Origin of the sequence: Dactylosporangium siamense (assembly GCF_016862795.1) — a bacterium.
Classification (GTDB): Bacteria; Actinomycetota; Actinomycetes; order Mycobacteriales; family Micromonosporaceae; genus Dactylosporangium; species Dactylosporangium siamense.
Genome location: NZ_BONQ01000150.1, coordinates 33,972 through 54,948, shown reverse-complemented (window position 1 = coordinate 54,948; position 20,977 = coordinate 33,972). Strand labels below are relative to the sequence as shown.

The 20,977-nt window shown below is 69.3% G+C and carries 15 protein-coding genes; 9 read left to right on the top strand and 6 right to left on the bottom strand.

All coding sequences use genetic code 11. The annotated features are described in order from the left end of the window. Together Dsi01nite_RS45915 and Dsi01nite_RS45910 are read right to left on the bottom strand one after the other, a co-directional pair. A partial coding sequence (locus Dsi01nite_RS45915) for a CPBP family glutamic-type intramembrane protease (protein ID WP_203852776.1) occupies window positions 1-899 on the bottom strand: 899 nt, incomplete at its 3' end. Between the two features lie 19 nt (window positions 900-918). Beyond that, window positions 919-2,307, bottom strand: a complete 1,389-nt coding sequence (locus tag Dsi01nite_RS45910) for an aminotransferase-like domain-containing protein (protein ID WP_203852775.1) — start codon at window positions 2,305-2,307, stop codon at window positions 919-921. Between the two features lie 140 nt (window positions 2,308-2,447). Between Dsi01nite_RS45910 and Dsi01nite_RS45905 the strand changes: the two genes are divergently transcribed. The 8 genes from Dsi01nite_RS45905 (at window position 2,448) to Dsi01nite_RS45870 (ending at window position 10,820) form a co-directional block, all read left to right on the top strand. Beyond that, window positions 2,448-3,287 (top strand): nitrilase-related carbon-nitrogen hydrolase, encoded by an 840-nt coding sequence (locus Dsi01nite_RS45905; protein WP_203852774.1) that lies wholly within the window; start codon window positions 2,448-2,450, stop codon window positions 3,285-3,287. Continuing rightward, a complete protein-coding gene (gene hydA, locus Dsi01nite_RS45900; protein WP_239136721.1) occupies window positions 3,284-4,687 on the top strand; it encodes a dihydropyrimidinase in 1,404 nt (467 codons plus the stop codon). The genes Dsi01nite_RS45905 and hydA overlap by 4 nt, the downstream gene beginning before the upstream one ends. Window positions 4,688-4,701: 14 nt before the next feature. Continuing rightward, window positions 4,702-6,183: a CoA-acylating methylmalonate-semialdehyde dehydrogenase gene (locus Dsi01nite_RS45895; protein WP_203852772.1), complete on the top strand. Its 1,482-nt coding sequence runs from the start codon at window positions 4,702-4,704 to the stop codon at window positions 6,181-6,183. A gap of 51 nt (window positions 6,184-6,234) precedes the next feature. Further along, the gene (locus tag Dsi01nite_RS45890; RefSeq protein ID WP_203852771.1) at window positions 6,235-7,233 is read left to right on the top strand and encodes a TIGR03842 family LLM class F420-dependent oxidoreductase; all 999 of its coding nucleotides are present in this window, start codon (window positions 6,235-6,237) and stop codon (window positions 7,231-7,233) included. Then, entirely contained in the window at window positions 7,230-8,090 is an 861-nt protein-coding gene (locus tag Dsi01nite_RS45885) for an ABC transporter permease (protein WP_203852770.1), read from the top strand. The genes Dsi01nite_RS45890 and Dsi01nite_RS45885 overlap by 4 nt, the downstream gene beginning before the upstream one ends. Beyond that, the gene (locus tag Dsi01nite_RS45880; RefSeq protein WP_203852769.1) at window positions 8,087-8,845 is read left to right on the top strand and encodes an ABC transporter ATP-binding protein; all 759 of its coding nucleotides are present in this window, start codon (window positions 8,087-8,089) and stop codon (window positions 8,843-8,845) included. Before Dsi01nite_RS45885 ends, Dsi01nite_RS45880 begins: the two co-directional genes overlap by 4 nt. Before the next feature lie 76 nt (window positions 8,846-8,921). Further along, window positions 8,922-9,677 carry an ABC transporter permease gene (locus Dsi01nite_RS45875; RefSeq protein ID WP_203852768.1) on the top strand — a complete coding sequence of 252 codons (756 nt, stop codon included), beginning with the start codon at window positions 8,922-8,924 and terminating at the stop codon, window positions 9,675-9,677. Between the two features lie 9 nt (window positions 9,678-9,686). Further along, the gene (locus Dsi01nite_RS45870; RefSeq protein ID WP_203852767.1) at window positions 9,687-10,820 is read left to right on the top strand and encodes an ABC transporter substrate-binding protein; all 1,134 of its coding nucleotides are present in this window, start codon (window positions 9,687-9,689) and stop codon (window positions 10,818-10,820) included. 70 nt (window positions 10,821-10,890) lie between these two features. Here the strand turns inward: Dsi01nite_RS45870 and Dsi01nite_RS45865 are convergent, their stop codons facing one another. The 4 genes from Dsi01nite_RS45865 to Dsi01nite_RS45850 all read right to left on the bottom strand — a co-directional run bounded on the left by Dsi01nite_RS45865 (window position 10,891) and on the right by Dsi01nite_RS45850 (window position 15,070). Beyond that, window positions 10,891-11,526, bottom strand: a complete 636-nt coding sequence (locus Dsi01nite_RS45865; protein ID WP_203852766.1) for a LuxR C-terminal-related transcriptional regulator — start codon at window positions 11,524-11,526, stop codon at window positions 10,891-10,893. Further along, on the bottom strand, window positions 11,478-12,776 hold the full coding sequence (locus Dsi01nite_RS45860; RefSeq protein WP_203852765.1) for a sensor histidine kinase: 1,299 nt from the start codon (window positions 12,774-12,776) through the stop codon (window positions 11,478-11,480). The genes Dsi01nite_RS45865 and Dsi01nite_RS45860 overlap by 49 nt, the downstream gene beginning before the upstream one ends. A gap of 47 nt (window positions 12,777-12,823) precedes the next feature. Continuing rightward, window positions 12,824-13,786, bottom strand: coding sequence for a hypothetical protein (locus Dsi01nite_RS45855; RefSeq protein WP_203852764.1), 963 nt, complete (start codon window positions 13,784-13,786; stop codon window positions 12,824-12,826). Between the two features lie 1,029 nt (window positions 13,787-14,815). Continuing rightward, entirely contained in the window at window positions 14,816-15,070 is a 255-nt protein-coding gene (locus Dsi01nite_RS45850; protein WP_203852763.1) for a hypothetical protein, read from the bottom strand. A gap of 73 nt (window positions 15,071-15,143) precedes the next feature. Between Dsi01nite_RS45850 and Dsi01nite_RS45845 the strand changes: the two genes are divergently transcribed. Next, entirely contained in the window at window positions 15,144-20,948 is a 5,805-nt protein-coding gene (locus Dsi01nite_RS45845) for a polymorphic toxin-type HINT domain-containing protein (protein WP_203852762.1), read from the top strand. The last annotated feature ends 29 nt before the right edge of the window (window positions 20,949-20,977 follow it).

Below are 20,977 nucleotides of genomic sequence, written 5' to 3'. Positions count from 1 at the left end.
ACGGGTGCCGGCGCCGCCGCGGGTGCCGGCGCGGGGGTGATCGCGGCGATGCCACGCCGGCGCGCGAGCCGGGCGATGACCGCGGCGTAGGCGAGGGGCACGACCACGTTCACCACGACGTTCTGCCACGGGGTGTCGTCGTAGGGTCCGGAGTAGGTGAGCCAGCCGTACCACGCGTCGTAGCCGAGACCGGTCACGTAGAGGCACGCCATCAGGGCGATCCCCGACTCCAGGCCGCCGGTGCGGACCGCCAGCCAGCCCAGCACCGCGCCGGTGACGAGCCAGTCCGCGAATTCCCACGGCCCGCTCGTGCCGAGCAGGGCGGCGTAAAGGAGCGCCGGGAGCACGATCGCCGGCCAGGGCCCGCCGCCGAACGCGCCGGCGGCCTGCAGCAGCCAGCCCCGGTGCACGTACTCCAGGGCGGCGGCCAGCAGCAGGGTGGGCGGGAAGAAGGCCAGGAAGGTGAGCACGAACGCGCCGGCACCGACGGGCGGACCGTTGTCACCGTCGCCGATCGCCTCGGCGAGGAGCTCTCCCGCGACGGTCTGCACGACCAGCGCCGCCGCCGCCACCGGAAGGCACGCGGCGAGCCAGCGCCACCGGATCCGGCCGGCCACCGAGGCGAGCGTGCCCGGCGGGCGGGCCTGAGCGTCGCGGGTGACCAGCCGCGTCGCCGGCAGCAGCAGGCCGGCCACCAGAACGAACAGCCACGCGAAGGTGGTGTCGGGCAGCCGGTCGAAGAGGTCGCCGGCGTGGGCGTCGAGCAGGACGAGGACGCCGAAGCCGATGGCCGCCAGGATGGCCAGGGCGACCGTGCCGGCGATCGGTCGCCACCAGCGGTGCGTGGCGGTGCGAGCGAGGCGGTGGAACGGGGATCCTGGCGCGGGCAGGCTCAGCATGCGCTGATTAGAGCAGAGCTCAGCGCCAGCCGCGGGGGTGGTTGGCGGTGCGGGGGCCGCTGCCGCGGGTCGCGGCGCCGGCGGCCTCGGCGAGGATGTCGGCGAGGTCGTCGAAGCCGTCGCGGACCAGACCGGCGGTGATGCGGACGTGGTCGCTGTCGAGGTGGCTGACCTCGAACGGGGCGCCGGGTGCGACCGCGATCCCGTGCGCGGCCAGGGTCAACATCGCCACCTGCTGGTTGGCCACCGCCATCCAGAGGTTGATCCCGTCGCCGGCGGTCGCGGTCACGCCGCGCGCGTCGAGGGCGTCGAGGAGCAGGGTGCGGCGGCGGGCGTACTCGTCCCGGGCGTGCGTGATCTGGTCCACTGTGGACGGATCGGTGAGGAGCTCGACGAGCACGGCCTGCAGCAGGCGGCTGGACCAGCCGGGGCCGAGCAGGCGGCGGTCGGTGACGGCGGTGACCACGTCGGCGGGCCCGCCGATCGCGGCGAGGCGCAGGTCGGGGCCGTGGCTCTTGGAGAAGCTCAGCACGTGCACGGTCCGGTCGGGCAGGCGGCGGCCCAGGCTGACCGGCGCCGCGGTGGCGATGTCGCCGGCGTGGTCGTCCTCGATGACCGTCACCGCGGGGTGGCGGGCCAGGACCCGGGCGAGCTTGTCGGCACGGGCCTGGGTCATGCTCGCGCCGGTCGGGTTGTGGGCGCGCGGTTGCAGGTACACCGCGACGGGCTCGCAGGTCGTCAAAGCGGCGGATAGAGCGTCGGGACGCATCCCGTGCTCGTCGATGGCGACCCCGACGACCGTGGCGCCGACCGCTTCGAGGAGGTCCAGCATCGGCGGGAACGCCGGGTTCTCGACGAGGACGTGGTCGCCGAAGCGGACCACGCAGCCGGTGATCCGGTCGAGCGCGTCCATGGCACCGTCCACGACCGTGAGCTGGTCGGGCGGGAACGGCCAGCGGGCCCGCAGCACGCTCTCCAGTGACGGCAGCACGGCCCCGTCGAGGTAGCTGGTGGTCAGCCGCGCGTCGCCGATCCGGCGCAAAGCGGAAGTGAGCGACGGCAGCAGGTCGTAGTCGGGCACGCCGGTCGAATAGTCGTGGACGAGGCCCGCGCCGAGCTCACCCACGCGACCGCCGAGCTGCGCATACCGCAGGCGCTGGCGGGGTAGGGACGGCGTGGCGACGAATGTGCCGGAGCGGCCCCGGGTCTGGATCGCGCCGGCGCGGGCCAGGCTGCGCCACGCCTCGGACACGGTGGTGGGGCTGATCCCGAGCTCGCGCGCGACGTCCCGCACGGTCGGCAGGCGCGTCCCCGCGGGCAGCGTCCCGGCCGTCACCAGGCGGCTGACGGCAGCGGCGATTCCGCGGGCGCTGCGGTCGTCGACCGCCCCGGCGATGAGCGCGAGCAAATTACATCTCCGAAACATTCTGTAACGCTTGGACCATTGTCCGCCTAGATTTGTGTCGTTAGTGTCCTACGGCATCCGAACCCGCACAAGGTCAGCGCCGTAGAAGCCCAACACCGCCAAAAGCCCAGAGAGGGGCAGCCATGGCAGATGTCATCCGGGCCGCCATCGTCCAGACCAGCTGGACGGGCGACAAGGAATCGATGATCAAGGCGCACGAGGATTACGCGCGGCAGGCCGCCGCGCAGGGCGCGAAGGTGATCTGCTTCCAGGAGCTGTTCTACGGGCCGTACTTCTGCCAGGTGCAGGACAAGGCCTACTACGAGTACGCCGAATCCATCCCCGGCCCCACCACCGAGCGCTTCCAGGCCCTGGCCGCCGAGCTCGGCATGGTGATGGTGCTGCCGATGTACGAGCAGGAGCAGCCCGGCGTCCTGTACAACACCGCCGCCGTCGTGGACGCGGACGGCCGGTATCTCGGCAAGTACCGCAAGAACCACATCCCACAGGTCAAGGGCTTCTGGGAGAAGTTCTACTTCCGCCCCGGAAACCTCGGCTACCCCGTCTTCGACACGGCGGTCGGCAAGGTCGGCGTCTACATCTGCTACGACCGGCACTTCCCGGAGGGCTGGCGGGCGCTCGGCCTCAACGGCGCGCAGATCGTGTTCAACCCCTCGGCGACCAGCCGCGGCCTGTCGGCGTACCTGTGGCAGCTGGAGCAGCCGGCCAGCGCCGTGGCCAACGAGTACTTCATCGGCGCGATCAACCGCACCGGCATCGAGGACCTCGGCGACAACGACTTCTACGGCACGAGCTACTTCGTCGACCCCGAGGGCAAGTTCGTCGGCGAGGTCGGCGACGCGCACAACCCCGAGCTCATCGTCCGCGACCTGGACCTGGGCCTCCTCGCCGAGGTGCGGGATCGATGGCAGTTCTACCGGGACCGGCGCCCGGACGCGTACGGGGACCTGGTGCAGCCGTGATCCTGATCAAGGGCGGGACCGTCGTGGGTCCCACAGGTCCGTACCCGGCGGATGTGCTCGTCGTCGGGGAGCAGGTGGCGGCGATCTTCGCGCCCGATCAGGGGCCGCAGGAGGGCGACTTCGAGACGATCGACGCGACCGGCAAGTACGTCATCCCCGGCGGCGTCGACGCGCACACGCACATGGAGCTGCCGTTCGGCGGCACGTTCGCCAGCGACACGTTCGACACCGGCACCCGCGCCGCCGCCTGGGGCGGCACGACGACCATCATCGACTTCGCCGTGCAGCGCACCGGTGAGGTGGTGCAGGACGGGCTCGCCGCGTGGCACGGCAAGGCGGACGGCAACTGTCACGTCGACTACGCGTTCCACATGATCCTCGGCGGGGTCGACGACGAGTCGCTCAAGGCCATGGACACCCTCGTCACCGACGAGGGGATCACGAGCTTCAAGCTGTTCATGGCGTATCCGGGCGTCTTCTACAGCGACGACGGCCAGATCCTGCGCGCGATGCAGAAGGCCCGCGACAACGGCGCCATGATCATGATGCACGCGGAGAACGGGCCGGCCATCGACGTGCTCGTCAAGCAGGCCCTGGAGCGGGGTGAGACCGACCCGATCCACCACGGCCTCACCCGTCCCGAGGCCCTGGAGGCGGAGGCCACCAGCCGCGCCATCTGGCTGGCCGGCGTCGCCGCCGACTGCCCGCTCTACATCGTGCACCTGTCCGCGAGCAAGGCCCTGGAGCAGGTCGCCGCAGCCCGGGATCTCGGCCGCAACGTGTTCGCCGAGACCTGCCCGCAGTACCTGTACCTGACGCTCGAGGACCAGCTCGGCGCGCCCGGCTTCGAGGGCGCCAAATGGGTCTGCTCGACGCCGCTGCGCAGCAAGCACGAGACGCACCGCGCCGACCTGTGGAAGGGCCTGCGCAGCAACGACCTGTCGGTCGTGTCCACCGACCACTGCCCCTTCTGCTTCAAGGACCAGAAGGAGCTCGGCATCGGCGACTTCTCGAAGATCCCCAACGGCATCGGCAGCGTCGAGCACCGCGTCGACCTGCTGTACCAGGGGGTCGTCGACGGCAAGCTCAGCCTCGGCCGGTGGGTGGAGACGATCGCCACCACGCCCGCGCGGATGTTCGGCCTGTACCCGAAGAAGGGCATCATCGCGCCCGGCTCCGACGCCGACATCGTCCTCTACGACCCGGCGGCCCGCACCCGCATCGGCGTCGAGACGCACCACATGAACATGGACCACTCCGCCTGGGAAGGCTACGAGATCGCCGGGAAGGTCGACACCGTCATCTCCCGCGGCCGGATCCTGGTGAAGGACGGCGCGTATCACGGCGCCAAGGGCCATGGGCAGTTCGTCCGCCGCGGACTCTCCGACTACCTGATCTGAAGAGGCAACACATCATGCGTGAGATCAAGCATTGGCTCGACGGTGCCGCGGTCAGCGGCACCAGCGGCCGTCAGTTGCCGGTCTGGGACCCGGCGACCGGCGAGCAGCAGGCATACGTGGTCGCCGCGACGAAGGAGGAGACCGACAAGGCGGTCGCCAGCGCCCTCAAAAGCTTTCCGGCCTGGCGGGCGGCCTCGCTGTCCCGCCGCGCCGAGGTGATGTTCCGCTTCCGGGAGCTCGTCGACGCGAACCGCAAGGAGATCGCGTCGCTGGTCAGCAAGGAGCACGGCAAGACGGAAGCCGACGCGGGCGGTGAGCTGGCCCGCGGCCTGGAGAACATCGAGTTCGCCACCGGCGCCCCGCACCTGCTCAAGGGCGGCTACAGCGAACAGGCGTCCAGCGGCGTCGACGTGTACTCGATTCGCCAGCCGCTCGGTGTCGTCGCCGGGATCACCCCGTTCAACTTCCCGGCGATGGTGCCGATGTGGATGTTCGCCAACGCGCTCGTCTGCGGCAACACGTTCGTGCTCAAACCGAGCGAGAAGGACCCGTCGGTCTCGCTGCTCCTCGCCGACCTGCTGCGGCAGGCGGGCCTGCCCGACGGCGTGTTCAACGTCGTGCAGGGCGACCGGGTGGCCGTCGAGACGCTCATCAACCACCCCGACGTGCAGGCGTTGAGCTTTGTCGGCTCGACCCCGATCGCCAAGGCGGTCTACGAGGCCGGCACGAAGGCGGGCAAGCGGGTCCAGGCACTCGGCGGCGCGAAGAACCACATGGTGGTGCTGCCGGACGCCGACATCAACGCCGCCGCCGACGCGGCCGTGTCCGCCGGCTACGGCTCGGCGGGGGAGCGGTGCATGGCGATCTCCGTCGTCGTCGCCGTCGGTTCCGTCGCCGACCCGCTCGTCGCGGCGATCAGCGAACGGATCGGCCGGATCGCGGTCGGCCCGGCCAGCGACCCGTCCGCGGAGATGGGCCCGCTCATCACCCGCGAGCACCGCGACAAGGTCGCCGGCTACCTGCAGAACACCGAAGGGGAAGTCGTCGTCGACGGTCGCGACGCGCCGGTCAGCAGTGGCCCGGGCTTCTTCCTCGGCGCGTCACTGGTGGACAAGGTCAGCACCGACGAGGCGCTGTACAAGGACGAGATCTTCGGTCCTGTCCTGTCCGTCGTAAGAACAGACAGCTACGACGAGGCCCTGAAGCTCGTGAACGACAACGAGTACGGCAACGGCACCGCCATCTTCACCCGCGACGGCGGCGCCGCCCGGCAGTTCCAGTACGACGTCGTCTGCGGCATGGTCGGCGTCAACGTGCCGGTGCCCGTCCCCGTCGCGTACTACAGCTTCGGCGGCTGGAAGTCCTCGCTCTTCGGCGACCTGCACATGTACGGCCCCGAAGGGATCCAGTTCTACACCCGCAGCAAGGTCGTCACCTCCCGCTGGCCCGACCCGGCCACGTCCGAGGTCGACCTGGGCTTCCCGAAGGTGCGGTAGCCACATGAACGAAGCTGCGGTGGCCACACTGAACGAAAGGCGGTGACCACAATGGACATTGGCGTGGTGCTGCAGTGCGACCCGCCCGCGACGCAGACCGTCGAGCTGGCGAAGCAGGCCGAGGCGGCCGGGTTCAGTCACGTGTGGACGTTCGACTCGCACGTGCTGTGGCAGGAGCCGTTCGTCATCTACAGCAAGATCCTCGCCGACACCGAACGGGTGATCGTCGGGCCGATGGTCACGAACCCGGGCACCCGTGACTGGACCGTCACGGCGTCGTTGTTCGCCACCCTCAACGAGATGTACGGCAACCGGACCATCTGCGGCATCGGCCGCGGCGACTCCGCGGTCCGGGTCCTCGGATCCCGGCCGCAGACCCTCGCCGAGCTGCGCGAGTGCGTGCAGGTGGTCCGGGAGCTCGGCAACGGCCGGCCGGTCCGCCTGCGGGAGAAGGACCTGCAGTTCGCGTGGGCCCCGGACAGCCGCCTCGAGGTGTGGGTGGCCGCGTACGGGCCGAAGGCCCTGGCACTGACCGGCGAGGTCGGCGACGGCTACATCCTGCAGCTCGCCGACCCCGACATCGCCGCCTGGATGATCAAGGCGGTCCGGGACGCGGCGGAGAAGGCGGGCCGCGACCCGGCCGCGATCAAGTTCTGCGTCGCCGCGCCCGCGTACGTGGGTGACGACGTGGCGCACCAGCGGGAGCAGACCCGGTGGTTCGGCGGGATGGTCGGCAACCACATCGCCGACATCGTCGAACGGTACGGCAGCGACGGCGCGGTCCCGACCGTCCTGACCGACTACATCAAGGGCCGCAAGGGTTACGACTACGCCGAGCACGGCCGGGCCGGCAACACGCACACCGACTTCGTGCCCGACGAGATCGTCGACCGGTTCTGCATTCTCGGCCCGGTCGAGGAGCACCTGAAGCGCCTCGCCGAGCTCAAGGACCTCGGCGTCGACCAGTTCGCCGTGTACCTGCAGCACGACGCCAAGGAGTCGACGTTGCGGGCGTACGGCGAGCACATCATCCCGGCCGTCACCCGATGAAACGGATCGTTGGTGCCCTCGGTGGGTTGATCGTCTTCGCCCTGTTGTGGGAGGGGTACAAGGCGGTCGGCAACCCCGAGGGCACCGCGGTCCTCGGGGTGAAGGTCCTGCCCCGCGCCGACGACCTGTCGATGCCGCACCTGTGGACGGTCGCGCAGCGGCTCGGCAAGCCGGAGCTCACCGGCGGCCGGCCCGTGTGGCAGGTGGTGTTCGACGCGTGCCTGTTCACCTTGGGTGTCACGGCCGTCGGTTTCGTCGTCGGTACGGCCATCGGCTTCGTCCTGGCGACCCTCATGTCTCGGTTCCGGGTCGTCGAACGCGGCCTGCTGCCCTACGTGGTGCTGTCGCAGACGGTGCCGCTCGTCGCCCTCGCCCCACTCGTCGCCGGTTGGAGCGGGGCATTGTCGTTCGGACCCTACCCGTGGCAGGACTGGATGACGGTCGCGGTCATCGCCGCCTACCTCGCGTTCTTCCCCGTCGCCGTCGGGCTGCTGCGCGGCCTGCAGTCACCGACCGCCGCGGGGGTGGAGCTGATGCGCTCCTACGCGGCCGGCTGGTGGCGCACCTACGGCAAGCTGCGGCTGCCCGCCGCGCTGCCGTTCCTGTTCCCCGCGCTGCGCCTCGCCGGCGCGGCCGCGGTCGTCGGCGCGGTCGTCGGCGAGATCTCCACCGGCACCCGGGGCGGGATCGGCCGGCTCGTCATCGAGTACTCCCGGGAGGCCACCTCTGACCCCGCGAAGGTCTACACCGCCATGCTCGGCGCCGCCGTCCTCGGCCTCGTCGTCGCCGGCGTCGTCAGCCTGCTCGAGCTCCCCCTCATGCGTCATCGCCGTAGGGTCGAGGTGAACGTCGTATGACCGCGGTGTCGATCGCCGGTGTCAGCAAGGTGTTCAACGCGGGCCGCCCCGACGAGGTGACCGCACTGTCCGACGTGGACCTCACCGTCGACAGTGGACAGTTCGTGTCGCTGATCGGGCCGTCGGGGTGTGGCAAGAGCACCCTGCTGCGGCTCGTCGCCGACCTCATCGACCCTACCTCGGGCACCGTCACCGTCGCCGGGAAACCGGCCGCGCAGGCCCGCCGCGACCAGGAATACGGCATCGCCTTCCAGCAGGCCGGCCTGTTCGAGTGGCGGACCGTGCGCCGCAACGTCGAGCTGCCCCTGGAACTGCGCAAGCTGCCTCGCGCCGCCCGCAAGGAGAAGGCCGAGGAGATGCTGGCGCTGGTCGGCCTGGCCGACTTCGCGGGGCACTATCCGGCGCAACTGTCCGGCGGGATGCAGCAGCGTGTGGCGATCGCCCGGGCCCTGGCGGTACACCCGCCGCTGCTGCTGATGGACGAACCGTTCGGTGCCCTTGACGAGATGACGAGGGAGCGGTTGCAGGGCGAGCTGCTGCAGATCTGCGCCAAGACCGGCACCAGCACGGTGTTCGTCACGCACTCGATCTCCGAGGCGGTGTTCCTGTCCGACAAGGTCGTCGTGATGTCGGCCCGTCCCGGCCGGATCACCGCGACGATCGACATCGACCTGCCTGGCCGCGACGAGGCGGCCCGGCAGTCCCCGGCCTACTTCGAACACGTCACCGCGGTGCGGAAAGCGCTGCGGGCGTGAGCGGCCAGCGAAGCGGCTCGGGCCGCTCACCATGTGACAGGTCTGGCCGGCGCCGGAGCGCAGCGGAGGTGGCGGCATGAAATACGTCCGGTCGATCCTGCCCCCGGTGCTGGTCGGTGTCCTCGCGATCGCGCTGTGGGAGCTCATCGTCACCGCCGGGCGGATCGCGCCGTTCATCCTGCCGGCGCCGTCGGCGATCTGGGCACAACTGGTCGAGCAGCGCGACAACGTCGTCGACGCGGCCCTCGCCAGCGGCGCCAACGCGCTCGTCGGGCTCATCGGCGGCACCGTCGTCGCGGTCCTCGCGGCCCTCGCCACCAGCCGGTCGAAGCTGCTCAGCGACGTCGCGGTGCCCTACGCCGCGGTCGTCAACGCGCTGCCGATCATCGCGCTCGCCCCGATCCTCAACAACATGTTCGACTCCACCAGCAGCCTGCCCCGGCGGGTCGTGGCCGGCATCATCGCGTTCTTCCCGGTCTTCATCAACACGCTGCGCGGCCTGCGGGAGGTCGACCCCACCCACCGCGAACTGATGGCCAGCTACGCGGCGGGCAGCTGGACGTTCGCCCGGCTCGTGCGCCTGCCGGGCGCGCTGCCCTACGTGTTCACCGGCCTGCGGCAGGCGTCGTCGCTCGCCGTCATCGCCGCGGTCGTCGCCGAGTACTTCGGCGGCCTGCAGGACGGGCTGGGGGCGCGGATCACCTCCGCCGCCGCGTTCACCGCGTATCCCCGAGCGTGGGCGTTCGTGGTCGGCGCCTGCGCCCTCGGCCTCGTCTTCTACCTGACCACGCTCCTGCTGGAGCGTCTCGCAACCCCCTGGAAACATCTCTGAGGAGTGCCCATGCGGATCAGGTCCCTCACCATCGGCGTCGCCGTCGCGAGCCTCGCGCTCGCCGGCTGCGGCACCGCCGACACACCGACAACGACCACCACCGGCGCCGGCGGCGTCACCACCGTGAAGCTGCAGCTGCAGTGGTTCTTCCAGGCCCAGTTCGCCGGCTACATCGCCGCCGTCGACAAGGGCTTCTACAAGGAGCAGGGCCTCGACGTCCAGCTCATCGAGGGCGGCGTCGACATCGTGCCGCAGACCGTCCTCGCCACCGGCAAGGCCGACTACGCCGTCGCGTGGGTGCCCAAGGCCCTCGCCTCGCGGGAGCAGGGCGCCGGCATCACCGACGTCGGGCAGATCTTCGCCCGCTCCGGCACCTACCAGGTCGCGTTCGCCAGCAGCGGCATCAAGTCCCCGGCGGACTTCAAGGGCAAGAAGGTCGGCAACTGGGGCTTCGGCAACGAGTTCGAGCTCTTCGCCGGCATGACCAAGGCCGGGCTCGACCCCGGCAAGGACGTCACCCTCGTGCAGCAGCAGTTCGACATGCAGGCGCTGCTGAAGAAGGAGATCGACGTCGCGCAGGCCATGTCCTACAACGAGTACGCGCAGCTGCTCGAGGCCACGAACCCGGCCACCGGCGCGCTGTACAAGCCTGAGGACTTCAGCATCATCGACTGGAAGACCGTCGGCAGCTCGATGCTGCAGGACGCGGTCTGGGCCAACACCAGCAAGCTCAACGACAAGGCGTATCAGGACCAGACGGTCAAGTTCCTCACCGCGACCATCAAGGGCTGGGCGTACTGCCGGGACAAGCCCGAGGAGTGCCGCGACATGGTCGTGGCGAAGGGCTCCAAGCTCGGCAAGAGCCACCAGCTGTGGCAGATGAACGAGGTCAACAAGCTGGTCTGGCCGGCCGAGAAGGGCGTCGGCCTGGTCGACGAGGCCGCCTGGAACCAGACCGTCACCATCTCGATGACGACGAAGAACCAGGTCGGTGACACGGTCCTGAAGAAGAAGCCCGAGGGCCTGGCCTACACCAACGACTACATGCAGAAGGCGATCGACGCGGCGAAGGCCGCCGGCGTCGACGTCAACGGCACCTCGTTCGCCCCGAAGACCGTCACCCTGACGGCCGGCGGCGCGTAACCCCACGCTGAAGGCGGTCGCCCTTCCCCCGGGGGCGGCCGCCTTCTTGTCTACGCGTTCAGATCGGCGTCTACGCGTTCAGATAGGCGAGGACGGCGAGGACGCGGCGGTTGTCGTCCTCGGACGGGGGCAGGCCCAGCTTCGCGAAGATGTTGTTGATGTGCTTGCCCACCGCCTTGTCGGTGACGAACAGCTGGCCGGCGATCGCGGCGTTGGAGCGGCCCTCCGCCATCAGCCCCAGCACCTCCCGCTCACGCGGGGTGAGCGCCGCCGTCGGCGCGCTGCGGGCCAGGAGCTGGGAGACGACCTCCGGGTCCATGGCGGTGCCGCCGCCCGCGACCCGGCGGACCGCGTCGACGAACTCGCCGACCGTGGCGACCCGGTCCTTCAACAGGTACCCGACGCCGCCGCGACGGTCGGAGAGCAGCTCCCGGGCGTACAGCTGCTCGACGTGCTGGGACAGCACCAGCACCGGCAGGCCCGGCGCCTCGGCCCGGGCGGCGATCGCGGCCCGCAGCCCCTCGTCGGTGAACGTCGGGGGCAGCCGCACGTCGACGACCGCCACGTCGGGCCGGTGCTCCAGCAGCGCGGCCCGCAGCGCGTCGCCGGTGTCGACGGCCGCGACGACCGTGAAGTCGTAGGCGGTCAGCAGCCGGATCAGCCCGTCGCGGAGGAGGGCGAGGTCCTCGGCGATGACAACGCGCACGGCAGCTCCATGGTCAGCACGGTGGGACCGCCGGCCGGGCTGTCGACGTGCAGGCTGCCGTCGAACGCCCCCAACCGGCGGGCGACACCGGCCAGCCCGGAGCCACCGCCCGGCGGGTCGAGCACGGCACCACCGGCGCCGTCGTCGCCGACGGTGATGTAGAGCGCGCCGCCGAGGTGGGTCAACGATACCCAGGCCGCCGACGCGTGCGCGTGCTTGACGACGTTGGTGAGGGCTTCCGCGACCGCGAAGTACGCCGCCGACTCGACCGGCGCGTCCGGCCGGCCGTCGAGGTCGACGTCGACGGTCACCGGCATCGTCAGGGTCAGCGCGAGGGCACGCAGGCCACCGTCGAGGCCGCGTTCGGCGAGGACCGGCGGGTGGATGCCACGCACCAGGTGCCGCAGCTCGGCCAGGGCGAGGCCGCTGGCCTGCCGCGCCTCGGCGATCAGCGCCTGCGCGGCGGCCGGGTCGCGGGTGACGAGGTCCTCGGCCATGCCGAGGCTCATGCCGAGCGACACGATCCGCGCCTGGGCACCGTCGTGCAGGTCCCGCTCGATCCGGCGCAGCTCGGCGGCCTGCGCGTCGACGACCTGGGTGCGGGTCTCGGTGAGCCGGTCGACCCGCTGGGCGAGCGCGGCGCCGCGGGTCGGCCCGAGCAGCGACCGGTCGAACTGCGCCAGGGCCCACAGCAGCCACGGCCCGGCGTACAGGGCACCGGCGGTGACCAGGGCACCCTGCGGCGGGACGCTGATGATGTCGAGCGCGTCCTGGATCGGCCAGGTGACGCCGTAGCCGTACCAGCCCGTCGCGGCATCGATGATGATCGCGATGCCGAGCAGCCCCTCCAGGCCGTACACCAGCAGCACCGGACCGACGATGCCCAGCAGCAGCCCGGTGGGTGCGCCGGCGAGCAGCCACAGCAGGTCCCGCCAGGTCGCCGGGTCGCTCACCAGCCACAGCCACCGGCGCGGGCTGCCGACGAACGCGCCCGCCGGCCGCGGCCGGTACGGCCGGAGGATCTCGACCCCCGACCAGTCCCGGGCGACCCGCCGGTGCAGGTCGGCGTAGGCCCGCACCAGCATCGCCACCAGCGGCGCGAGCACCAGCCCGACCCCGATGACGGTGAGCGCGAGCGACACCACGGACAGCACGAGCAGGGCCAGCTTGACCGGCGGTGACAGCAGCCCGAGCAGGGCCACCCGGCCGATGGCGGTGACACCCGCCCGCACGAACGCCTTCACCCTCATGCCGGCCATTCTTCCGGTCTTTCCGGCCGGGGTCAGTGGGCCTAGCCCTACCCCCGGGCCTTCTGCCGGGCCCTGGTGAAGGCCACGTCGGGGGTCGCCAGGTACGACCACGGCCAGCGGGTCACCCGGTCGCCGAGGACGTTGAAGCGTTCCGCGGCGGCCGGCCGGTCCCCGTTGAGCGTGAACGCCATCGCGAACGCGTTGTCGCCGGTGACCCAGCCGGGCCGCCGCTCGTAGCGGTTGTGCCGCACCGACCGGTCCGCGGCCAGCCGCAGCCGCTCGCCGACCTCGGGGCTCTGCATGTATTCGCCGTCCTCGCCCTCGGGCAGGTCCAGCCAGTGCTCGATGTGTGCGTCGGCGACCAGGACACCCAGCGGCGAGCCGGGTGGCGCGCCGGCGGCCGAGGACTCCGCGAAGTCGTGCATCAGCTCGTGCGAGCCGCTCCACTTGCGGCACAGCTGCTGCAGCATGTGGGAGTGCGCGTCGCGGTGGCAGGGATACCGCCGGACCGCCTCGTCGAAGCGCCGCCGCGTCTCGTCCAGACCCAGCTGGCGGGCCCGGCCGAGGGTCACCAGGCCGGCCCACGGGGTCGGGTCGTCGGCGTCGAGCTCGGTGGCGTCGTCGAGGCAGGCCTCGGCGATCTTCAACCGCCGGAAGAACAGCTTGAACGCCTCTTCGCTGACCGTCTTGGCCATGCCGTTGCCGCGGGCCTGCCACGCCCAGTCGATCGCGTACTGCCCCTTGACCGTGAGCGCCGTCGCCTTGGCCCTGCCGGTCTCCGCGTCGATCCACTCGTCGATCCAGGCGCCGTCGCCGGCGTGCTCGCCGAGGGTGCGGCAGTAGAAGTACCGGTCGTCGGGGTGCTCGACGTCGCGCAGGAACTCCGCCGCCGCCTGCCAGTCACCGCGCTTCGCGGCCGCGATCAGCCGGGTCGCCTCGGGGTCGCCCTGCGCGGGGTCGATCTCAAGCCGTTCGATCCCGCCCGCCGCTCTTCGCCGGAATGGCCACATCGAAACGTTCCTTCCCCCGTTGCGGTCAATGGCCCCCGAACTATAGGGATAGCCCGCCGTGGCCGCTATCGCCCCGGCGCCACAGGTGACGCGTCTGTCTCGGGGCGTCGGGTGGGAAGGAATGACCGATGGCCGTTGCAGTGCGGAACCCCAGCTGGCGGTCGAAGTGCTCACCACATTCGAAGAGCCTCCATGGTGACACCGTGCAGGAGGTCGACGTGACGTCAGTCACCTAATTGCGGGTCCCCGGGTGGACATATGCCGCGGACGAGTGGGTGGCGGCATGCAGTGGGTCTTGCAGCTCCTTCCCAATACCGTCGGTGATCTCTACTGTCCTGCCTTCATGATCGTTACGGGGGGCACGGATGGCGGTCGTCGCGCATTTTCGCTGGACAGGCGGGGGTCTGGTCGGGCCTGGCGGTGGTTGGCGGCTGCCTCGGTGGGTGCGTTGTTCGCCACCGTGCTGGTGACGTTGCCGGCTCATGCCGCGCCGGCCAGCCCGTCTGGGGCGGTGAATCCTCAAGAGCAGTCGGTGCCGGTCGGGTCGGTGCCGGCGAAGCCGTCGGCGATCACGTCACGCGATACCGACAAGCTGTACAAGCCGACGGCGACGGCGTGGCCTGCTGGTGGCTCTGGCGCTGTTGAGGTGGCGCGTTCGTCGCAGGGTGCGGCCCGGTCGGCGACGGTGGCGACGGCGGCGCCGGGTGGGTTGCCGGTGGCGGCTCGGGGTGCGGCGGCGGCGGTGGAGGCGCGGAATTCGCGGGCGGAGCTGGCACAGGCGCAGGTGGCGGAGGCCGGCCCGGCCCGGTTGTCGGTGTCGGTGGCGGCGCGTGCGGTGGCGGAGAAGGCGCATGTGTCCGGGGTGGTGTTCTCGGTGGCGCGGGCGGATGGTGTGGCCGCGCCGGGGCGTGTGGCGATGGATGTGAGTTACGCCGGGTTCGCTGAGGCGTTCGGTGCGGGTTTTGGTTCGCGGTTGCGGTTGGTGTCGATGCCGGCGTGTGTGTTGTCGACGCCGGAGGTGGCGGCGTGTCAGGTGCAGACGCCGGTTTCGGGGTGGGTGAACACCGCTGAGTCGAAGGTCGTGTCGGCCGATGCGCTGAGCGTCACTGCCGACCCGGTGGCGTCGCAGCAGGTAGCGGCGGCTGCCGACACCTCGTCATCGCCGACGGTGTACGCGTTGGCGTCGACCACGTCGTCGCCGGCGGCGGGGAACTTCGCGGCGACGTCGTTGTCGCCGACGTATGGCTGGTCGCAGGGCGGGTCGTCGGGGTCGTTCGGGTTCAACTATCCGATCGCGGTGCCGGACGGGTTGGGAGGTCCGAAGCCGGCGGTGACTCTCGGGTATTCGTCGGCTTCGGTGGACGGTCGCACGTCGGGGGCGAACGGTCAGCCGTCGTGGCTGGGCGATGGCTGGGACTACACACCTGGGTACATCGAGCGGTCGTACGCCTCGTGTCAGGACGACGGCCAGAGCATCCAGGACTTGTGCTACTACTCGCGGTGGAACGCCACGATCATGTGGGGTGGCACGTCCTCGCCGCTGGTGCAGGACACCGTGGGCGGCACGGGGTGGCACGCCGCGGATGACTCGGGGTTGCGGGTCGAGCAGTTGTACGGCGCGACCAACTACACCGCTGACGGTCAGTACTGGCGGGTCACCACGATGGATGGCGTCCAGTACTACTTCGGGGTCGGGAAACGCTACGCGAGCGACCCGAACAACACGTTGTCCACGGCGGTGGTGCCGGTGTTCGGCGACGACGCGGGCGACGACTGCTATCAGGGCGCCCTGGCTGCGTCGTGGTGCAACCTGGGGTACCGGTGGCACCTGGACTATGTCGTGGACCCGCGTGGGAACTCGATGACGTACTTCTACTCGAAGTACACCGGTGCGTACGGGTTGAACAACGGTGCGGTGGTGGCCCCGTATGACGTGACGGTCACCCTGGACCGGATCGAGTACGGCACCCGCGCCGGGTCGGAGGGTGCCTCGAGCGCGCCGATGAAGGTGCAGTTCGGTGCGTCGAACCGGTGCACGCCGTCGGCGGCGAACTGCGCGGCGTGGCCGGATGTGCCGTGGGACATCTACTGCAGCCCGGCGTGGGCGTCGTGCGGGCAGCGGACGCCGACGTTCTGGACGCCGTCGAAGCTGGACACGATCACCACGAAGGTGTGGAACGCGGCCAGCAGCACCTACCGGGATGTGGACCGGTGGGACATGACGTACACGTTCCCGTCGTACGACGGGGTCAACTCGGTGCTGTGGCTCAACAACATCCAGCACACCGGTCTGGCCGGCGGGAGTCTGGCCGAGCCGCCGATGACGTTCGTCGGCACGGCGTTGAAGAACCGGGTGTACGGCACCGAGCCGATGTGGCGGTTCCGGCTGTCGGGGATCGACACCGGCACCGGCGGCCAGAAGGTGATCAACTACGAGGGATCCGGGTGCATGCAGGCGCTGCTGTCGACGTTCAACTGGCGATACAACCCGTACCGGTGCTACCCGTCGTGGAACGGGACCGGCTACGACTGGTACGAGAAGTACACGTTCTCCTGGATCCGTGACATCGACCTGCTCGGCGTCTCGCCGGAGCGGTGGACGTTCTACGGCTACAGCAACGACGGTGGCGGCACCAACCAGTTGTGGGCCTACGACACCAACGAGATAGCCCCGGCGGCACACCGAAACTGGTCCCGATATGTCGGGTACTCCACGGTCACGACCAAACAGGGCCCGGACGATGCGCACTCCACTGCGACGAAAACGCTGTACTACCGGGGTCTGAAGGACGACGGTTTCGAGTACGACGGTGCGACGTATGCGGTGCAGCTGACCGACAGCCAGTCGGTGACCAGCCCGGACCACCGGGCGTTGGCCGGCAAGGTGCGAGAGCAGACGACTCTGGACGGCACCACCGCGCTCTCGTCGACGATCACCGACTACACGGTCACACAGACCGCGAAACGCGTCACCGCCATCCCGTCCGGCACGATCACCGCGTACCGGGTGACCACCGCCGCGACGAAGGGCCGCACCTACCTCGCCGGGTCCAGCAGCTGGCGGTGGAACCGCACGGAGTACAGCTACAACGGTGACGGTCTGTTGACGATAACCCGGGATCTCGGGGAGACGGGCACCGCGACCGGGAACACGCCGACGACCGATGACGTGTGCACCATATTGACCTACACCACCCCGGACACCGCGAAGTGGTTCAAGAGCTACGTGGCTCGTAGTGTCACCACGAACTGTGCGGCGAGCCCGTCCGGAGCGGACTATCTGGCCGGCAGCCAGATGTTCTACGACAACCTCGCCTACGGTGCCGCGCCGACCAAGGGGCTGGTGACCCGCACCGAGTCCCTGGCCACTGTTGCCGGGACCACGTTGACGTGGCAGCAGGAATCCCGCGCCGGATACGACCCGACCACCGGGCGTCCGGTCGACAGTTGGGACGCCGCGAACAACAACACCCACATCGCGTACACGCCGGCGACGGGTGGGCCGGTCACCTCGGTCACCACGACTGCGCCGCTCGGGCAGAGCGGCACTGTCAACCGTGACCCGGTCCGCGGCGTGCCGTCGACCATCGTGGACGCCAACGGCAAGATCACCACTGTGCAGTACGACCCGCTGGGCCGGCTGCTCAAGGTGTGGCAGCCGGGCCGGGCGACCAACCTGACCGCCAGCATCGAGTACACCTACACCGTCGGCACCGCGACCACTCCGTCGGTGATCACGACGAAACGGCTCGGCCCGAAGGGCAACCAGATCGCGTCGTATGAGATCTACGACGGTCTGCTCCAGCTGCGGCAAACCCAGCAGCCGGCCGCAGTGGCCAATGGTGGGCGACGCGTCATCGACACCGCCTACGACGGCCGGGGTCTTGCGGTGAAGACCTCCACCTTCTGGAACACCTCCGCCCCCAGCGGCACCGTCGCCAGCTTCGCTGACACCGATGTCGCCAACCAGGTCACCACCAGCTTCGACCGGCTGAACCGGCCCACCGCCACCGCCCAGGTCTCCAAGGGCACGGTGTTGTGGCAGACGACGGCCGGCTACGACGGTGACCGGACCTGGACCGTCCCACCGGCCGGCGGCACCGCCACCATGGCGCTGCAAGACGTGTCGGGCAAGACCACCGAACTGCGCCAGTACCTGACCGGCAGCCCGCCCGGCGGGACCAGCTTCCACGCCACGACCTACGCCTACGACCGGCTCGACCGGCTGACCTCCACTGCCGACCAGTCCGGCAACACGTGGACCAGCGTTTACAACCTGCTCGGTCAGGTCACCTCCACCACGGACCCGGACAAGGGCACCACCAGCATCAAGTACGACCTGGCGGGGCGGCCGACCACGGTCACCGACGCCCGTACCGGGGGAGTGAGCACGACCCTCGACTACGACGAGCTCGGCCGTCCCAGAGCCCTGTACGACGGGGTCGGCACGACCGGGTTCAAGCGGGTCAAGTGGACGTACGACACGATCGCCATCGGGCAGTTGACCTCATCCACCCGGTACGTCGGCACCGATGAGTTCACCAGCACCGTCACCGGCTACGACGACGGTTACCGTCCGTCGGGTGTCACCACGGTGATCCCGTCGAGCCTGAACATGCCGTGGCTGCCGTCTGGTTCGTACACCACGTCGATGACGTACAACGTGGACGGGTCCGCGAAGACGCTGACCTACCCCGCGGCAGGCAACCTGCCGGTAGAGACGCTCACCAGCACCTACGACGACAACGGCTATGCGCTGACGTTGAGCGGTCTGCAGACGTACATCGCCGAGACGACCTACTACTCGTTCGGCGCTCAGTCCCAGCAGATCCTCGGGTCTGGCAGCAAGCGGGTCCGGCAGACGGCCGACATTGACCAGGCAACGGGTCGGCTCACCAGCAGCAAAACCGAGACTGAGAACGCGGCGAGCCCCAACACCTGGACCGAACGGCTCACCGAGGGCTACGGCTACGACCTCGCCGGCAATGTCAAGAACATCGCCGAGACCCTTGGTGGTTCGACGGTGTCGAACCAGTGTTTCGGCTATGACGCGTTGGGTGAGTTGACCGAGGCGTGGACGACGACTGTTGCGGCGTGTCAGGCGAGCCCGTCCGCCGGGGTGGTTGGTGGGCCTGACGCGTACTGGACCAGCTACCAGTACGCCACCGGCCTCAGCACCTACAACAGTGGTAACCGGACCAAGGAGATCCGTCACGCGATCGGCGGCGGTACGGACACCACCCGCAGCTACACGTATCCCGCCACTGGCAAGAAGCACACCTTGACCAACGTCGTGGCCACTGGCGGCAGCACCGGCACCGACAGTTACACCTACGACAACGCCGGCAACATGTTGACCCGCAACATCGCCGGGAAACCCGGTCAGACCTTGACCTGGGACAGTGAAGGCCATTTGGCCACGGTGAGCGACAGCGCCGGTGTCAGCAGCTACGTCTACGACGCGAGCGGTGCCCGGCTGGTGGCGAAGGATCCCGCTGGGGCGACGGTGTATCTGGCGGGGTATGAGTTGCGGAAGGTCGGTGGGACGGTCACCGGCACCCGCTACTACGGTGTGGCCAGCCGTACCCCGTCCGGGTTGACGTGGGTGGCTGCGGATCATCACGGGACCGGGCAGCTTGCGATCGATGCGGTCACGCAGGCAGTTACCCGTCGGAAGACCGATGCGTTCGGCAATCCTCGTGGTGTTGATCCGAGTTGGCCGAATCCGCGGGGGTTTGTCGGTGGTACCCGGGACAGCACGGGTCTGACGCATCTGGGTGCTCGGGAGTATGAGCCTGGCACCGGCCGGTTCATCTCCGACGACTCGGTCACCGACGTGACCAGCCCGTTGCAGCTCAACGGATACAGCTACGCCAACAACACGCCGGTCACGTTGAGCGACCCCACCGGTCTGGAGCCGCGGCCGTGGCACAACCCGAACTACGACCCGAACACGTGCGCGGGTGGTAAGGGCGGCTACGAGTGTCACCCGCGTGGTGTCAACAACGATCAGGACTCCGGCACGGCGGGCAGCAAGCCGGGGCAGGGCGGTCAGCCGAAGACCAAGGAGCAGTTGGCGGCGGAGGCTGCCGCGGAGGCGGCGAAGCAGAGGCTGATCGCGGTGGCCAAGGAACTCGGGCAGATCGCGTTGGACGAGTTGGGGATCACCGCTGCGTGGGACTGTTTCACCAAGGGCGACATCGGCGGGTGTGTGGAGACCGCGCTCACGGTGGCCACATCGTTCTTCGGCGGGCTGTTGGGCAAGCTCGTGGCGAAGTACGGGTGGCGAGTCAGGGCGGGGTTGAAGGTCGCCGACCGGATCCGCAAACTCCTCGGCGACCTGATCGACGGGGTCCAGACCTGGCTCAAGGAATCCAAACTCGCGAGATTGTTCGCCAAGTCCTGCCGCACTGCTGGGAACAGTTTCGCCGCCGGGACGCTGGTCCTGCTCGCCGGCGGCACCAGCAAACCGATCCAGACCCTGGCCGTCGGTGACTGGGTGATAGCCACCGACCCGGTCACCGGCCACACCGCGCCACGCGAGATCACCTACCTGCACGTCAACACCGACGAACAGTTCACCGACCTCACCGTCGCCGCCGACGGCCAACCGGCCGCTGTCATCCACACTACTCAGGAACACCCGTTCTACAGCGTCACCGATCACACTTGGACCTTCGCCGGGGACGTCAGCCCGGGCGAGCAGCTCTACACCGCGGACGGCACCACCGTGCGTGTGCTGGACCGCACCAACTTCACCAGCACCGCAACCATGTACAACCTCACGGTCGACACCACCCACACGTACTATGTGCTCGCCGGCAACACTCCTGTCCTGGTACACAACGACAACGGTTGGATTTATGTCACGGGACCTGGCGGCGAAAGACTGCCGGTCGCGACAATTGATAGCGTTCCGGGATCCCCGCTGGATTGGGGTTATGGGCGCAGTTATGATGTACCAGAAGGAACGGAAGGCCTCCACAAGAATGTAAAGACGGTTCGCGTAATGTCCCCGTCTCCACAAAACCCCGATGGGTATGTGGTTTACCGAAATGCAGCAGGGCAGACTATGAATCCGGTCACCGGCAAAACGACGGTCGGCAAAGCCGATCCATACGCACACATCTCCGCAAGCACGCTTTCGACATCGCCATGTTAATTCAAGATCTCCTAATGAGTCCTGCACTT

What these genes read in the sequence shown, in the direction of transcription:
- Dsi01nite_RS45905 (WP_203852774.1), top strand. Translation starts at nt 2,448, where the DNA reads ATGGCAGATGTCATCCGGGCCGCCATCGTCCAGACCAGCTGGACGGGC.
- Dsi01nite_RS45855 (WP_203852764.1), bottom strand. Translation starts at nt 13,786, where the DNA reads ATGTGGCCATTCCGGCGAAGAGCGGCGGGCGGGATCGAACGGCTTGAG.
- Dsi01nite_RS45870 (WP_203852767.1), top strand. Translation starts at nt 9,687, where the DNA reads ATGCGGATCAGGTCCCTCACCATCGGCGTCGCCGTCGCGAGCCTCGCG.
- Dsi01nite_RS45880 (WP_203852769.1), top strand. Translation starts at nt 8,087, where the DNA reads ATGACCGCGGTGTCGATCGCCGGTGTCAGCAAGGTGTTCAACGCGGGC.
- Dsi01nite_RS45875 (WP_203852768.1), top strand. Translation starts at nt 8,922, where the DNA reads ATGAAATACGTCCGGTCGATCCTGCCCCCGGTGCTGGTCGGTGTCCTC.
- Dsi01nite_RS45890 (WP_203852771.1), top strand. Translation starts at nt 6,235, where the DNA reads ATGGACATTGGCGTGGTGCTGCAGTGCGACCCGCCCGCGACGCAGACC.
- Dsi01nite_RS45860 (WP_203852765.1), bottom strand. Translation starts at nt 12,776, where the DNA reads ATGAGGGTGAAGGCGTTCGTGCGGGCGGGTGTCACCGCCATCGGCCGG.
- Dsi01nite_RS45885 (WP_203852770.1), top strand. Translation starts at nt 7,230, where the DNA reads ATGAAACGGATCGTTGGTGCCCTCGGTGGGTTGATCGTCTTCGCCCTG.
- Dsi01nite_RS45895 (WP_203852772.1), top strand. Translation starts at nt 4,702, where the DNA reads ATGCGTGAGATCAAGCATTGGCTCGACGGTGCCGCGGTCAGCGGCACC.